This window comes from Acinetobacter sp. NIPH1876 (assembly GCF_022808535.1).
GTDB lineage: Bacteria > Pseudomonadota > Gammaproteobacteria > Pseudomonadales > Moraxellaceae > Acinetobacter > Acinetobacter higginsii.
In genome coordinates this window covers 68,531-83,455 of record NZ_JALGBR010000007.1, presented here as the reverse complement: position 1 = coordinate 83,455, position 14,925 = coordinate 68,531, and the positions used below count along the sequence as shown (strand labels likewise).

14 protein-coding genes are annotated in these 14,925 nt (G+C 42.1%); 13 read left to right on the top strand and 1 reads right to left on the bottom strand.

Translation table 11 applies throughout. The annotated features are described in order from the left end of the window. Positions 1-2: 2 nt before the first annotated feature. On the top strand, positions 3-509 hold the full coding sequence (locus tag MN869_RS08750) for a hypothetical protein (protein ID WP_243307212.1): 507 nt from the start codon (positions 3-5) through the stop codon (positions 507-509). 175 nt (positions 510-684) lie between these two features. Continuing rightward, positions 685-1,977, top strand: coding sequence for an MFS transporter (locus tag MN869_RS08745; RefSeq protein WP_243307210.1), 1,293 nt, complete (start codon positions 685-687; stop codon positions 1,975-1,977). Between the two features lie 27 nt (positions 1,978-2,004). On the opposite strand, the gene MN869_RS08740 is transcribed toward MN869_RS08745, so the two are convergent. Then, positions 2,005-3,423: a phosphate--AMP phosphotransferase gene (locus tag MN869_RS08740; protein ID WP_243307208.1), complete on the bottom strand. Its 1,419-nt coding sequence runs from the start codon at positions 3,421-3,423 to the stop codon at positions 2,005-2,007. 210 nt (positions 3,424-3,633) lie between these two features. On the opposite strand from MN869_RS08740, the gene MN869_RS08735 reads away from it, so the two are divergent. The 11 genes from MN869_RS08735 (at position 3,634) to MN869_RS08685 (ending at position 14,725) form a co-directional block, all read left to right on the top strand. Beyond that, positions 3,634-4,341 carry a hypothetical protein gene (locus MN869_RS08735; RefSeq protein WP_243307206.1) on the top strand — a complete coding sequence of 236 codons (708 nt, stop codon included), beginning with the start codon at positions 3,634-3,636 and terminating at the stop codon, positions 4,339-4,341. A 205-nt stretch (positions 4,342-4,546) separates the two neighbouring features. Next, positions 4,547-5,488, top strand: coding sequence for a bifunctional demethylmenaquinone methyltransferase/2-methoxy-6-polyprenyl-1,4-benzoquinol methylase UbiE (ubiE, locus tag MN869_RS08730; RefSeq protein WP_243307199.1), 942 nt, complete (start codon positions 4,547-4,549; stop codon positions 5,486-5,488). 10 nt (positions 5,489-5,498) lie between these two features. Further along, positions 5,499-6,179, top strand: coding sequence for a hypothetical protein (locus MN869_RS08725; protein WP_171551553.1), 681 nt, complete (start codon positions 5,499-5,501; stop codon positions 6,177-6,179). A gap of 12 nt (positions 6,180-6,191) precedes the next feature. Continuing rightward, on the top strand, positions 6,192-7,811 hold the full coding sequence (locus tag MN869_RS08720; RefSeq protein WP_243307197.1) for an AarF/UbiB family protein: 1,620 nt from the start codon (positions 6,192-6,194) through the stop codon (positions 7,809-7,811). Positions 7,812-8,047: 236 nt separating this feature from the next. Then, positions 8,048-8,647, top strand: a complete 600-nt coding sequence (locus MN869_RS08715; RefSeq protein WP_243307195.1) for a cytochrome b — start codon at positions 8,048-8,050, stop codon at positions 8,645-8,647. Positions 8,648-8,781: 134 nt separating this feature from the next. Then, positions 8,782-10,098 carry an NAD(P)/FAD-dependent oxidoreductase gene (locus MN869_RS08710; protein WP_171551556.1) on the top strand — a complete coding sequence of 439 codons (1,317 nt, stop codon included), beginning with the start codon at positions 8,782-8,784 and terminating at the stop codon, positions 10,096-10,098. 12 nt (positions 10,099-10,110) lie between these two features. Next, positions 10,111-10,497, top strand: coding sequence for a VOC family protein (locus MN869_RS08705; protein WP_171551557.1), 387 nt, complete (start codon positions 10,111-10,113; stop codon positions 10,495-10,497). A 39-nt stretch (positions 10,498-10,536) separates the two neighbouring features. Beyond that, a complete protein-coding gene (locus MN869_RS08700; protein WP_243307191.1) occupies positions 10,537-10,959 on the top strand; it encodes a hypothetical protein in 423 nt (140 codons plus the stop codon). 79 nt (positions 10,960-11,038) lie between these two features. Beyond that, on the top strand, positions 11,039-11,806 hold the full coding sequence (gene hisIE / locus MN869_RS08695; RefSeq protein ID WP_243307186.1) for a bifunctional phosphoribosyl-AMP cyclohydrolase/phosphoribosyl-ATP diphosphatase HisIE: 768 nt from the start codon (positions 11,039-11,041) through the stop codon (positions 11,804-11,806). A 9-nt stretch (positions 11,807-11,815) separates the two neighbouring features. Next, complete coding sequence (locus MN869_RS08690; RefSeq protein ID WP_243307175.1) at positions 11,816-13,318, top strand: UvrD-helicase domain-containing protein; 1,503 nt, start codon at positions 11,816-11,818, stop codon at positions 13,316-13,318. A 24-nt stretch (positions 13,319-13,342) separates the two neighbouring features. Beyond that, positions 13,343-14,725: an AAA family ATPase gene (locus MN869_RS08685; protein ID WP_243307171.1), complete on the top strand. Its 1,383-nt coding sequence runs from the start codon at positions 13,343-13,345 to the stop codon at positions 14,723-14,725. The last annotated feature ends 200 nt before the right edge of the window (positions 14,726-14,925 follow it).

Below are 14,925 nucleotides of genomic sequence, written 5' to 3'. Positions count from 1 at the left end.
TTATGAAAATTGAAAAAATTCCTGATGCAATTGACCCAAGTTTGAACTTGGAACAGATTCGTGATGAATGTTTGGAGCTCGCCAAGAAGCGTGCCTATTGGTCAGCGGGTGCAGCGATTGTACCGATTCCATTTTTTGATGTTGTGGTCGATTTAGGCATGCTGACACAAATCATTCCAGATATTAATGCACGTTTTGGCTTAGCACCTGAACATATCAGTGTTTATGATCCTGAAACTAAAAAAGTTCACTGGGATGAACTACGTAAACGTGGTTTTGAGTTTTCAGGTTTTGTGGTGGCACGTACTGCCATGAAAAAATCATTTAATGGTTTTTTTACCAAAATCGCCACTAAACAAGTGACTAAATTTATTCCTTTAGGCGGGCAACTTGTTGCAGCTAGTTTAGGCTATTTCATGATGCGTAAAATCACCGAAGCACATGTGCAAGATTGCTATAACCTTGCCAAACGTATTCAGCAAAAAAGTTGTAGTACCATTGTGGCTTGATACAATTTAGACCACCTCTGCACATCACTGTAAGATGTTGGTGTTTACAGTGATGTAACAGATCAATAAAAAAACCACACAAATACGTTAATATTCACTTAATTTTTTAAGTTTCAATCAAGATTGTATTTTTAATCTCCACATCTCGATGATAAATAGATGATGGAGCGTCGTTGTGCAAACTAGCCAATCTCCTTCTCGGGTCCGTTCAATTTTTAACGTGACCAGCGGGAACTTCCTTGAACAATACGACTTCTTTCTGTTCGGACTCTATGCACAAGCCATAGGTGAAACCTTTTTCCATTCAGACAGCAGCTATGCCGCACTGATGAAAACCTTCCTCGTATTTGCTGTCAGTTTTCTGATGCGGCCAATCGGTGCCTTGGTACTTGGGCCTTATGTCGATCGCATCGGTCGTCGTCGTGGTCTGATGGTAACCCTGAGCATTATGGCCTTCGGTTCATTAATTATTGCCTTCACGCCTAGTTATGCCAGTATTGGATTTGCCGCAACCGTGCTGATTTTCGTGGGTCGTTTGGCCCAAGGCTTTTCCGCAGGAGTTGAGCTGGGCGGTGTATCTGTTTATTTAGCTGAAATTGCAGAGCCACATAACCGTGGTTTTATTACCAGTTGGCAATCGGCCAGTCAGCAAGTTGCCGTCATTTTTGCAGCCGTATTGGGTTATATCGTCAGTGTAGTGTTTACCAAAGCTCAAGTTGATGCTTGGGCATGGCGGATTCCATTTTTTATCGGCTGTGCCATCATTCCCTTTATTTTCTGGTTGCGTAAATCACTGGCTGAAACAGAAGCCTTTGCCTCACGCAAAGAACATCCAACCACACGACAGATTCTGAGCACCTTAGCAGCAAACTGGAAAATTGTATTGGCTGGTGTGTGTATGGTTGCCACCACCACCACCATGTTTTACTTCATTACCGTCTATACCCCAACCTATGGCAAAGAGGTTCTAAATTTAAGCCGTAGCGAAAGTTTAATTGCCACCATTATGGTCGGGCTGAGCAACTTTATTTTGTTACCGATTGGTGGGCATCTCTCGGATAAATTTGGACGTAAACCGTTATTGATCGCCACGACTGTATTGATTTTTATCAGTGCTTATCCACTGCTCACATGGCTGACCCATACCATTAGCCTATCCCATATGTTGATGGTGTTATTGTGGTTCTCACTGCTCTATAGCTTCTATAATGGTGCTTTGGTAGTTTCGCTGGCCGAAATGATGCCAAGTTCAGTGCGAATTGCAGGATTCTCGGTGGCTTATAGCTTCGCCACCTCTATTTTTGGTGGGCTGACCCCAATGATTGCCACTTTCTTGGTACAAACATCAGGCAATAAAAGTATGCCCGCCTTCTGGCTGATGTTTGCCGCAATCACCAGCTTCATTGCCACCTTAATTGTTTTCCGCCAACAACGGCGTACAGCGCTACAATTGGCAAATAACCATTAATTTAAATGCAGCACAACTCAAGGCAGATTAATCCGCCTTGAGTTGTTTTAGAATTGCTTTTAATACTTCAATTCGCGCTGAATACTTATCATCGGTTGCAATCACATACCACGGTGCATAATCCGTATTGGTTCGTTTAAACATATCTGCTGCGGCATTAAGATAATCATCCCATTTGTCACGGTTACGCCAATCTTCTTCAGTAATTTTAAAACGCTTATGCGGTGTTTGTTCGCGTGCTTTAAAACGTAGCGCTTGCTCATCTTTACTAATTGCCAACCAGATTTTCACAATCACGGTTTGGCTATCTACTAAGTTTTCTTCAAAGCGGTTAATTTCGTTATAAGCACGTTGCCACTCAACTGTAGAAGCGAAACCTTCAATCCGCTCAACCAATACCCGACCATACCAAGTACGGTCAAAAATGGTGATCTTGCCACCATCATTCAATTTGCTCCAAAACCGCCACAAATATGGACGGCGTAACTCATAACGCTCAGGGGCTGCAATAGTATGAATTTCATATTCTCTAGGGTCGAGTTTTTTCACGATGCGCTTAATCGCGCCGCCTTTACCCGCCGCATCCATCCCTTCAAAGGCGATCACCACTTTACGCTCGTCATAACGTAACTTATCTGCCACTTTTTTGGTGAGCTTACTTAATTCGTCTTTATAGTCTTCTTTTTCTAAACTGGCTTTTTCAGGTTCAAGTAAGGCTTTGGGTATCGCAGCTTGCTGCCATTTCTGCGTGACTTTGGTTTGATGCTCAGGCAGCTCTTGCAAAGTCTGTAGTAAATACTGAGCAAAACATTGATCACGGTGTTTTTCATCTTCACCATCGACAATATACCAATCATCGGTAAAGCGCTGACTCAAACCTTGTAAGGTGTCGTACTGCTTTTTGTTACGCCAATCCAAACCATGCAATTTATGCCAACGCTGCTCAGAAGCGTCTATCTGATCCAAACGCTTTTGTAGCGATTTCCAAGATAAATCAAACCAGACTTTGACGATATGAACGTGGTTATTTTGCAGATCATGTTCAAATGCCCGCATTTGCTCAATGTAAGCATCAAATAAATTTTCATCCAAAGGGTTGGACACATGCATCGCGGTAGTTAAAAGGTCGCTATACCAGTTACCAAACATCACCACGATTTGCCCTTCCGCAGGAATAAAACGGGTATAAGACTGCCAGAAGGTTTGATTATTTGACAAGAGCTGAGGAGCATCCGCTTTCACACGTAAATAACGAGGATCTAACCATTCTCGTAATTGTTTAACCGCCTCACCTTTACCAGCAAGCTCAATTCCACTCACTAAAACCAGTACACTTTTGGCATTTTTCTTATCACGGCTATTTTTTAAGGCGTATTGTGCTTCAATCAATTCTAAAGAAAGTTCATCTTCATCACGCAATTCAAATACTGGCTGTTGTTTACTCATATATTGCTCTAAGCGGCTAATTATTAATATTAAAAATGAGTATAGCCAAAACTAGGTTGATCCCAGAAAAACCCTTGTACAGTTTCTGTAGATTCATTTAGGTGTACTGTTATAGTGACCAATTATTAAACATTTAGAGTTTATGCTGTCATGGTTCTCCGTTATGATGCAGCCTATGATTTTACTGTTTTATTTTAATTAAGTTTATATATGTCAAAACTCTCTGCCTTTGATGATCTATTACTCCAATACAAAGCTTTTAATTATCATAATGATGCTGTGCTTGAACAACGTTTACATGAAGTTCAAACCTGGATGAAAGAGCGTATTGCGCATACTCACCAAGAATTTTTTGCTCGCCCTAAAAACCAATTGATGGCACAATACTTCCTCAAACGCCTCTATGGTGGACCCGATTTCGATGCTTTGGCACAACAAATCGAACGTTTATTAAAATTCGCACATAAAGTCGAAAAGTTTGTCCCTGAAAATGGGATTAAGACAGGAACCAAATCCGTTAGTCTGGCTGTGTTAGCGACTCAATTAGATGAACAAGTTGCACAGCAGTTATTAGCCGACTATCCTGCCGATACGCCACTTACCGATGAGATCATGCGCGATACGTTGGTTAAACTTGATCAAGGTGAAGTACGCTATGAACAATTACGTTTACTCGATGAGTTGGGTGTAACACTCGATAAATATATGCGTTCAACCATGATGTATGCGACCTTTAAAATGTGTAAAGGCTTGGCACATAAATATAAATTCGACGGCATGTACGAGTTTATCCAAGAAGGTTTCGATGCAATGAAACCAATGAAATCAGCTGCTGTCTTTATTCAAACCTTTACTGAAAAAGAGCGTGAGATCATTGATCGCGTTCATGCAGGACACCCGAATCCATTCCGCAATTAATACATGTCTCACTCTCTGAGCTATTCTCAAGTAGCTCAGAGCACGCTATTTATTCAAATCAACAACGCGATTAAAAACACTTTTGAGAAAGTGACTTTCTGTATATTATTCATAACAATTACATGTGAAAGCCTGTAAAAAAATACAAAATCTGTCATCATGCTTGCTGATTCGTGCCGCTAGAGCGAAAGTTTAGGAGAAAACTATGTCTAACGAAAACCAACAGCCCACCCCAGAAGTTGAGCAAAACCCAAGTTCAGACAAAGTCAGCCCTTTCTTAAACACGCCCCTTCCACAAGGCACACCTCAAGGTCAGCAGCAGCCTATCCAACAAGGTGCAGTACAGACCTCAACAGCTTCAATCCCAAAATATAACTTACCGCGTGGTGCCAATACTGGCAATGTCGGTGCAACCACACACTTTGGCTATCAAACCGTAAATAGTGATGATAAAGCACAAAAAGTTGCAGAAGTGTTCCACTCGGTTGCTAGCAAATACGACATCATGAATGACCTGATGTCATTTGGTATCCATCGTATTTGGAAACGTTTTGCCATTAATATGTCAGGTGTTCGTCGTGGTCAACACGTGCTGGATATCGCAGGGGGTACAGGCGATTTAGCGAAAGTATTTAGCCGTGAAGTCGGTCCTCAAGGTCATGTGGTTCTTTCAGATATTAATGAATCCATGTTGAATGTGGGGCGTGATCGTCTTATTGATGCAGGCTGTACCAATGTTGATTTCGTACTGGCCAATGCTGAAACCCTCGAACCATTTGCAGACAACAGCTTTGACCTATTGACCATCAGTTTTGGTTTACGTAATGTGACCGATAAAGATGCGGCACTCCAAGCCATGTACCGTGTCTTGAAGCCAGGTGGTCGTTTACTCATTCTCGAATTCTCCAAACCTGTATTTGAACCATTTTCAAAGCTCTACGATCTTTATTCATTCACCGCATTACCAATTATGGGCAAATTAGTTGCCAATGATTCTGAAAGCTATAAATATCTTGCTGAATCAATTCGTATGCATCCAGACCAACGTACCCTCAAAGGTATGATGGAAAATGCGGGCTTCCAAAGCTGTGATTACCACAACTTAACTGGTGGTATCGTTGCTGTTCACCGCGGATTCAAACTTTAAGGTTTAAGATATGTGGTCGATTTTAGCACTCGGTGCAGTCGAACGTATCATTCATCATGTGATTGATTTGGATGCGATCACTCGTATTCAAATCAATCAGTTACAAGGTCAATTATTACGTGTTGTGATCGATAGTCCACAACTCTCGGTTGATGTGTTTTTTGATGAAAATAGAGTTCGCCTAGAACCGACCGTGACGGGACAGAGTCAAACTTCTTCTATTTTTGAACAACGCCCATTTGATCCTCAACATAAAATCACGGATGCAACTGCAACACTCCATGTTGAAAATGTAGTGGAACTGGTTAAATTATTGCTCAGTGATATGGATCAAATTGGTAATATTCCACTGCAAGGTGATTATCACTTATTGCAAGATATTCAAAAAATTATGCAACAGGCTGAGCCTGATCTCGCAGCGCATTTATCGCCATGGATTGGCCCTCAATTGGCACATGAGTTGGGTAAAATTCAACGTGTGCCGAAGCAGTTGAAACGTTCACTACAAAGTCATTTATTTTTTGTTGAAGATGCCTTAAAAGAAGATAGCGGTTTATTTGCCCCACGTTGGCAGATGGACGATCTCAATCGCGAGACACGTCAACTCAATCAAGAGCTTGATCGTCTACAGGCAAAACTTCAACAACTCAATGCTCAATTCAATCCATCCAAACACCCCACACAAGACTAGGTAAGACTTTATATGATTCCGCATGTTACACGGTTACTAGAACTCTGGCGTATTGCAGCACACTATCGCCTTGATACCTTGTTCCCTGCGGAAGAATTACCAGTAAAAGCACGTCATGCATTAAGCCTAATTAAAATGCATCCTGCGGCTTGGTCGACTCGTGAGAAAAAGAATCCGCTTAAGCTGAAAGAAGCCTTAGAGGATATGGGGCCCTTAGCGATTAAGCTCGGCCAATTGCTGTCTACGCGTCGTGATTTGATTCCACCTGAAGTATTATCACAGCTGGTATTATTGCAAGATCGCGTCAAACCTTATGACACTCAACTCGCAAAACAGCGCATTCAAGAATCGCTCAAAGCAGATGTATCAACCTTATTCTCACGCTTTGATGAGCAACCGCTTGCCGCAGCCTCGATTGCCCAAGTACATACCGCCGCTTTACATGATGGCCGTGAAGTGGTGGTAAAAGTCACTCGTCCCGATATTCGCAGTCAAATTTTGCAAGATTTTGAAATCTTGGCGTGGCTAGGGGATTGGCTAGAGAATCGTTTAGAAGCAGCGCGTGCGCTGCATCTGACTGAAATTATTCAAGACTATCGTCAAATCATTTTAAATGAGCTTGATCTCAGTTTAGAAGCGGATAATACCCGCCGTATGCGCCATTACTTTACGGGTTCAAGCATGATGTATGTGCCTGAAGTCTATATGGACAGTAAAGATGTGATGGTGGCTGAGCGTATTACTGGGGTCCCTATTTCTGATACGGCCACTTTTGATCGTTTAGGTATGGATCGTGCGGATCTGGCTGAAAAGGGTTTAACCATCTTCTTCACCCAAGTGTTCCGCGATAACTTCTTCCATGCCGATATGCACCCAGGCAATGTCTTTGTTGAAACCATTAACCCAAGCAATCCACGCTTTATTGCGTTGGACTGTGCCATTATGGGTGAATTGTCCAAGCATGATCAAATGACGATTGCGCGGATGCTACTGGCAGTGATGAATAGCAACTTCATGCAACTGATTCAAATTGTGCATCAGGCAGGCTGGATTCCACCGGGTACAGATCAAGATGCCTTATCACGCGAAATGCGCCGTACCGTTGGTCCAATGGTATCCAAACCAATGGATCAACTCGATTTTGCAGGCATTTTGATCCAAGTGATGGATATTGCTCGTCGCTTCCATTTAGAAATTCCACCGCAATTGATGTTATTGCTGAAAACACTGGTACACGTTGAAGGTCTAGGGACTGATCTCTACCCGCAACTGGATATCTGGAAACTGGCAAAGCCGATTCTAACCGAATGGGTCAAAGCCAATATGAACCCCGTCAAAAACGTAAAAGAACTGGGGCAGCAGATTCCAGACCTGTTACTCGGCGCCCAAGATATTCCAGGTTTATTGATTGACAGCTTAAATGGTCTAAAAAACCAATCAGCTTGGCATGACAAACAACTTCGTGAAATCCAACAAATGCGCTTACAAATGCAACAACAGCAACGTCGTAGCTGGATATTTGGTAGCACGATGCTTATTTTGTTGACTATCGCGATTATTAGCCCATGGTTTATCTCCGTCATTCTGATTGTACTAAGTAGCTTGATTGCACTGTGGCGCATTGCTAAATAAGTAGATATACACAGCAAAGGCCGTATCCATCGATACGGCCTTTATTTTTATGTAATTGAACATTTCTAGCTAACACTTTCGCCCATTTACATACTTTCTGAAATTTTGGCAGAACCATTACATTTTAGGCAAGATCTCCATCCACATCAGGCAAAGACTTTTCATCTTTAACTAGATAGACGATCATCGACTTAACATTGAGGTGCATCAACACAGATTTTTAAAGGAAGAGAAGCGTGAGTTTAAGAAATAGCATCAATAACTATGGTTCGATTGCGAAATGGCTGCACTGGTCAACAGCAATCCTGTTTTTACTTGCTTATTGTAGTGTTTACTACCGCCAGTGGTTTACCGAAAAAGGGACACCTGAGAACTGGACGGCTTTACAACTTCATCTTTCTGTCGGTATCAGCATTGCCGTGATTATTAGTCTGCGCATTATCTGGCGTTTGACCAATCCACAGCCCCATTTAGAACCTGCCAGTCCCTTGGCAAACTTTGCGGCACATGCAGGACATTTTGCCCTGTATGCCATCATGATCATTGCCCCGCTCACAGGTTATTTAGGCACAGGCGTCAATACTGAGTTTTTCTTCTTGTTTGAGATTCCGAAATTTGAACATACAGCCCTGTTCCAGAGCTGGGTGGCACAAGGCATGGGCCTAAGTTTTGAACAGTTCGAGAAACCGATTGATTTCATTCATAAGCAGATTCTTGGAAAATGGCTGATTTGGATCCTGATTTTAGGGCATGCAGCTGCGGCACTTTATCATCACTATATCAAGAAAGATCGTACCCTGATCAAAATGACCACAGGCAAAGATCAGTTAAAATAATCTACTCTGACGTTTACTCAATGCCTATAGGATGAACATGAGCCTTGTATCGCGATAGATTTCATTTAAAAAAATCCCTGAGATCAGTTAAGATCATGATTGACTGATCTATAAACACTTTAAAAGAACAAAGAATGAAAACACCTCATTTCGCCATTGTTGGCGCTGGCACCGCAGGATTGGCAACCGCAATCCTGCTTGCACGTACAGGCAATCGTGTCACTATTTTTGAACAAGCGGATCAACTTTCCCCTGTCGGTGCAGGTCTGTTGTTACAGCCTGCCGGCTTAGCCGTTTTTGAACATCTCGGTGTACTTGAACATGCTTTAAAGTTGGGTGCCAAAGTCACAGGATTGGAAGGTCAACTTCCCAATAAAAGACTCTTGGTGAATAGCCATTATCATCAGGCAGGCAGCAATCTCTATGGCCTCGGTATTCATCGTGCTACCTTATGTCATGTGCTGACCCACAAACTGGCTGAATATGCCAGTCATGTGACATGGCGAATGGGTCATAGCATTGAACGTATTCAAGAACAGCAAAATGAAGTTCGTCTCTTCGGTTCTCAGCAGCAACAAAATTTTGATGCCTGCTTCGATGCTGTATTAATTGCCAATGGTGCACGCAGTCAATTACGCCCACAGGCATGGGTCAAAGTTGATCAAGCCTATCCTTGGGGGGCGGCATGGAGCATCGTACCTGAATGTCCAACGCTTGATCCTGCAATCCTACATCAGTTCTATGACCGCTCTAAAATCATGATGGGTATATTACCTACAGGTGCAATCCCAACCGCACCGCAACAACGACTTTCCAGTGTGTTCTGGAGTTTGCCAAGCTCACAACTACAATCATTCTTAACAGATGAGTCAGCTAAACAGCAATGGTTAAAGCAAGTGTCAGATCGTTGGCCTGATGTCGCAGAATGGTTCAAACAGCTGTTGTCGAATCAACATCATCAGCCACACTGGTTATCTGCTCAATATCGGGATGTGGTGATGTCTCAATTTGGACAAGGCCGAATTGGTGTCATCGGTGATGCTGCCCATGCCATGAGTCCTCAACTGGGCCAAGGAGCCAATATGGCTTTGTTGGATGCATGGGCCTTTTCACAGTCACTACACGCAGCAAAACAAAATCAGCAAATTGATTGGTCAGCACTGTGGCAGCACTATCATCAACATCGTCGTTCCTCGACCCAGTTCTATCAATTTTTAAGTCGCCTACTCACTCCGCTGTATCAATCTGATCATTGGTGGGCAGGTGGCTTACGTGACTTGACCTTTCCGTGGATGTATCAAATCCCCTATTTTCGTAAAGAAATGGCAATCACCATTTCAGGCTTAAAAACAGGTCTGTTTGAGCAACTTGATTACCAACAAGTGGCGCAATATGCTGAGAAAGATCATGCTTTCAATGCTAAAACTGCATCTCTACCTGAATATGAATAAGAGCGGTTTAATATGAAAATTCGTCATTTAGATCATTTGGTGTTAACTGTAGCCGATGTTGAAATCACCTGTCAGTTTTATCAATCTGCCCTGAATTTTGAAGTAATTACTTTTGCTGAAAACCGCAAAGCACTGCAATTTGGCAATCAAAAAATCAACCTGCATCAAGTAGGTAAAGAGTTTGAACCTAAAGCTCTACAGCCAACAGCGGGTTCAGCAGATTTATGTTTTATTGCCGAAACCCCATTAGATCAGGTTATTGCCCATCTTCAAACGCAGAACATTGACATCGTTGAAGGTCCAATCGAAAGAACTGGTGCGATGGGGAAAATTTTATCGGTTTATTTAAGAGATCCCGATCAGAACCTGATTGAAATTTCGAACTACATCAATAGTTAAAGAAAATCAAAATTCATCAATAAAAATAAGACACATAATATGAAATATAGTTTTTTATGGGCTTTGTATCGACAGAATAAAGGCAAGGCAATTCGCAAAGGCTGCTGGTTCTTACTCCCTAGCCTTTTTAACCTGCTTTGTTTTCTAAACTTTCATTATCAACTTATTGAATGGCAAGTCAGTCCCCAATCTTCAGTGGGAAGACTCATCTCAGGACCTCATTTTTGGTGGGTCATTTTATTCGACTGTATTCCATTTCTTTTATTAGCGACAGTCAGGCAACGATATTTGCTTATATTATTAAAAATTTGGTTATTAATCGCAGTGAGTTTTTTCTTGATTAATGCTTGGTTTTGGGCCAGTTATCCCTACAGCACAATTCTACTTTTTACACTCTCTTTTGCCTCTTTAAAACAAGAACAAAATCAGCTAATGAATACCTATATTCGCCCGCATTCTTAAATGTTTTTACCCAACAAGCATAGCCAACCCTTGCCACAACCGCTACACTAGCTGCTCTCCACTCAATGGATTTTCACTCATGTCAAACTGGTTAGATGAAGTTAAATTTGATTCCAATGGTCTTGTTCCTGCCATTGCACAACATCATCAAACTGGTCGAGTGTTAATGGTTGCTTGGATGAATCGCGAGGCATTACAACTGACGGCTGAAAAAAATCAGGCCGTGTATTACTCACGTTCACGTCAAAAACTCTGGCATAAAGGCGAAGAATCAGGACACTTTCAAACCGTGCATGAAATTCGTCTGGATTGCGATGCCGACGTGATTATTCTACAAATTGAACAACATGGCGGCATTGCCTGCCATACAGGTCGTGAATCTTGCTTCTATCGTAAACTCACCCCACAAGGCTGGGAAATTGTTGATGCTCAGCTCAAAGATCCAACGGCGATTTATGGCGCAGCAGCAAAAACCGAAGCACATGATCATGGTCAAAGTGAACAAGTCGATGTACTCAGCTATTTAGGTCGCTTAATGCAGGAGCGTAAAACAGCTGAATCGGATAGTTCTTATATCGCCAGTCTGTATAAAAAAGGCATTAATAAAATTTCAGAAAAAGTCGGCGAAGAAAGCATTGAAAGTATCATCGCTGCCAAAGACTATGCCATTCTTGCTTCACTGGAAAATAAACACGATCTGATTTATGAAGTCGCTGATTTATGGTTCCATAGTATTGTGATGTTGGGTTACTTCGATCTTGACCCGCAAGTGGTGCTCGATGAGCTAGCTCGTCGCCAAGGTTTATCGGGTTTAGTTGAAAAAGCCAACCGTAGTCAAGAAGCGTAATCAGAGCCTGTGTCAAATATAGAGAAACCCAAAGCCACCTATGAGCAAGCCATTGCCATAGACAATGCTCGTCTCGGTCAATCCTTTAAAGTGATTGCCTATGCTGGCACAGGTAAAACCACAACCTTGCAGATGATCAGTGATGCCATGCCTGAACGGCGTGGTATGTACTTGGCATTTAACAAAGCCATCGCTTCAGAAGCACAAAATAAATTTCACGGCAATGTAAACTGTCGAACCTTTCACTCGCTGGCATTTCGCAGTGCACCGCGTGGCGTGACCGACAAATTACGCTTACCGCGCTTAAGCCCAAGTTTCATTGCCAAAGAATATCGACTGGAACCCATTACGCTCCGTCGTCTCATGGGTGGGCGTTATGAAAAATATGTACTGATGCCGAGCCGCTTGGCCAGTCTGGTTGCCAATGCCGTGAGCTATTTCTGTTCAACCAGCTCACAGTATCCTGCTCCTCGGCATATTCAAGCACCAAGCTGGTTACATCTAGACGATATCGACGCCTTACAACAGCATCTTTACCCTGCGGTAGAACGCCGTTGGCTCGAATCGATTGATCCCAATCATCAAGCAGGTATTGGGCACGATATCTACTTAAAGCTTTGGGCTTTATCGGAACCGAATATTCCTGCCGATTATGTATTGTTTGATGAAGCACAAGATGCCGATCCATTGATGCTTGGTATTTTACTGCGTCAAAAAAGTACCCAAGTGATTTATGTTGGTGATGCACACCAGCAAATTTATGCATGGCGTGGTGCAATCAATGCCATGCAGCAAATGCCATTGCCTGAAAGTCGTTTAACCACCTCTTTCCGTTTTGGCGATGCCATTGCAGATGTCGCCAACAGCTTGCTTGGCGCATTAAATGAAACCGTGCCCCTACTTGGTAATCCAAACCAAAAATCTAGTGTGGTGAATAAGCCACATACCAAGATGCGCGATGCGATTCTATGTCGGACTAATGCCCGTGCAATGGAGTTATTACTTTCTGGTCTGGTCAACGGTGATAAAGTCGGCTTACAAGCGGACCAGCAGAAACTGAGTCGTTTTGTCGATGCTGCAAGTCTATTGAAACAAGGTAAACGGATTACCGATGTTCCTGAGTTGGCGTGGTTTAACTCTTGGCATGATGTACACGAATATTGTGAAACCAATGATGGCAGTGATATCAAACCTTTAGTCAAGCTAGTTGATGACCATGGTACCGATCCACTGAAAAAGGCACTGGCAAAAATCACGCCAATTGAACAGGCAGATTATGTGATTTCAACCGCGCATAAAGCCAAAGGTTTGGAATGGAATCGGGTACATATCGAAGACGATTACCAATTTAAAATAAATGGACTAGAACATAAAATTACAGATGAAGAGCTCAGACTACTTTACGTGGCTTGTACGCGTGCTAAAGTAAGTTTAAATATTCATCATTTATACGACTTAATACAACAATTAAAACGGTGCGCCCCCGCAAGTCTTCGTCAGTCAGCAGGTTAAAGCGCTTATGATTGAGGTCAGCTTATGCAACTTGTATCGGTTCTATTTAAACACATCGGGATGTTTCGAGATTTAAATCTCGAATTTCAACCTGAGCGATCTCCTATTACCCTGATTTTGGGTGATCAAGCCACAGGCAAAAGTACGATTTTAAAAAATATCTATCAAAGCCTGACTTGGTTTTCTGCACGCTATAAGGATATTCGTACTGCAGGCGTAGTAATTGCTGATCAAGATATTATGCTGAATCGCTTACAGGCAAAAATTCAAATTCAAGTCAGAATGAGCAGTGAACTGAGTGGCTCTTTGGCTGAAAGTAGTTCATCACAACAAACCGATACGCAAGCTTGTACATGGAAACTCTATAAAACATTTAACAGTCAAGGCGTTGGGATTAGCCAAGTGGAGACCCAACAGCTTGATCAGATGGTCACGCTATATCAGAAAACAGGACTGCAAGATCCTTTATTCGGACTTCCACTGATTGCCTATTATCCTGCCGAACGCTTCGTGCAAGACATCAATTTACAAAGCAAAAATACCCCAGGGACATTACAGGAAATTTCGGCCTATGATTTAACTGCTGTACCCTATACAACGTTTGCCCGTTTTTTTGAGTGGCTACGTGAAATCAGCGATGTCGAAAATGCACATTCAGCCCATATTGTTAGGCGCTTGATGGGCAATGATTTTAATCAACAAAATCAATCAGAAGTGCTGCAAGAATTACAACAAGAACTGATTAATCATCCGAAGCAACTCTCTGCACCCAATCTTTATGCTTTGAAAAACAGCTTACATACGGTTTTCCCTGAATTAAGCGATATTTATATTCAATATGTGCCAAAGTTACAATTAATGGTGCGTTATCACGATCAGTTGATTCCCTTTCAACAGTTATCTGCTTCACTCAAAACTTGGATTGCATTAGTTGGAGACATTAGTCGTCGGCTTTGCTTGCTGAATCAGCATTGCTTTGATCCATGTTTAGAAGGTGAAGGGATTTTGCTGATTGATCAAGTTGACCATCAACTCGATCAGAATCACTGTGCGGAAATTTTGGAGCGCCTACATCAAGCTTTTCCACGTCTACAAATCATCGTCACAGGCAACCGAGATGCCTTGCTTGAGCATGCTTTACATTACCAGTGTTTAAAATTAGATCAAAAAGGTGTTTACCAACTCAACTTAGAGGCATCTCAACAACAGCTTTCAAATTTATATCAAGGCCTCACCCAGACCGAAACAGCACATTCCGTGCAAGCGCAAACCTTGCTGCAAGCCGATCCACTGACCAGCAAAGTCGATGATTTATTCCAACAAATTCAGGATTTAAACGAACAAGAAAAGAACAATTTACTCCACCTGCTCAAGATAGATGATACACCGCAAGAAACCCCGTTATAAAGGCGTATCGAAAAACAGAAATTGAAATGTTTTCAATCAAATGATGTTGTTTGTTTCATGTAATAACATCAGATTTTTGCTGATATTTTATAGTAAAATAAATCGTATTTTTTATTTTCAAGTTGTGCAATACAACTTGCTGCCTCCGTTAACTTGATTGGGCTTCAAGATTTAAAGTTTTTGGTATTCTCTTTGAGTGC

Coding starts and splice junctions, on each gene's coding strand:
- MN869_RS08750 (WP_243307212.1), top strand. CDS start 3: ATGAAAATTGAAAAAATTCCTGATGCAATTGACCCAAGTTTGAACTTG.
- MN869_RS08740 (WP_243307208.1), bottom strand. CDS start 3,423: ATGAGTAAACAACAGCCAGTATTTGAATTGCGTGATGAAGATGAACTT.
- MN869_RS08735 (WP_243307206.1), top strand. CDS start 3,634: ATGTCAAAACTCTCTGCCTTTGATGATCTATTACTCCAATACAAAGCT.
- ubiE (WP_243307199.1), top strand. CDS start 4,547: ATGTCTAACGAAAACCAACAGCCCACCCCAGAAGTTGAGCAAAACCCA.
- MN869_RS08725 (WP_171551553.1), top strand. CDS start 5,499: ATGTGGTCGATTTTAGCACTCGGTGCAGTCGAACGTATCATTCATCAT.
- MN869_RS08720 (WP_243307197.1), top strand. CDS start 6,192: ATGATTCCGCATGTTACACGGTTACTAGAACTCTGGCGTATTGCAGCA.
- MN869_RS08710 (WP_171551556.1), top strand. CDS start 8,782: ATGAAAACACCTCATTTCGCCATTGTTGGCGCTGGCACCGCAGGATTG.
- MN869_RS08705 (WP_171551557.1), top strand. CDS start 10,111: ATGAAAATTCGTCATTTAGATCATTTGGTGTTAACTGTAGCCGATGTT.
- MN869_RS08700 (WP_243307191.1), top strand. CDS start 10,537: ATGAAATATAGTTTTTTATGGGCTTTGTATCGACAGAATAAAGGCAAG.
- hisIE (WP_243307186.1), top strand. CDS start 11,039: ATGTCAAACTGGTTAGATGAAGTTAAATTTGATTCCAATGGTCTTGTT.
- MN869_RS08685 (WP_243307171.1), top strand. CDS start 13,343: ATGCAACTTGTATCGGTTCTATTTAAACACATCGGGATGTTTCGAGAT.